Annotated in this window: 1 pseudogene; it reads right to left on the bottom strand. The window is 63.7% G+C overall.

The annotated features are described in order from the left end of the window. Positions 1–223 precede the first annotated feature (223 nt). A pseudogene (locus ORI94_RS34600) lies at positions 224–373 on the bottom strand (transposase); the annotation flags it as partial. Between the last annotated feature and the right edge of the window lie 123 nt (positions 374–496).

Here is a 496-nt window from a genome sequence, read left to right as displayed (position 1 = left end):
GCATCACCACCCCCTACAACTCCGGGATCAGCGAAGGCCGCATCACCGACGTCAAACTCCAAAAGCGCCTGATGGCCGGCCGCGCAGGCGTCCCACTCCTCCGCCACCGCGTCATCCTGATCGCCCACCTCCGCCGACGCTACGCGGACCAGTCGACCGTGCCACCGAGATGATCTCCATCTACGAAAATCTTGTCAGAGCCACGTTCAGGTGTACGCCGACAAGAGCGCAGGATACGTGCGTGCAGGATGGTGTGACGGAGCGCGTAATAGGCGCTCTCGTGCTCCCAACGCTCGTGATAGAGGTGCACGAGTCGGTCGGCGGGGTAGCGGCGGGCATCCAGCAGCGTGGTCGCCAGGCATTGGGAGCCCTCAGTGGGCGGTTCGTGAGTCTTTGAGTGGTTCTGCTGTCGCCTGATGGTGTGGCGGCAGGGCGGAATCCGCCGGTCCACGGGTGCTGATCTGGTGATGTGACCGGGTGAGTGAACGCAAGCTGT

This window comes from Streptomyces sp. NEAU-W12 (genome assembly GCF_026242095.1).
Taxonomy (GTDB): Bacteria; Actinomycetota; Actinomycetes; order Streptomycetales; family Streptomycetaceae; genus Streptomyces.
Note: the sequence above shows the minus strand (reverse complement) of the source record. Positions and strands in the feature narration are given on the sequence as shown.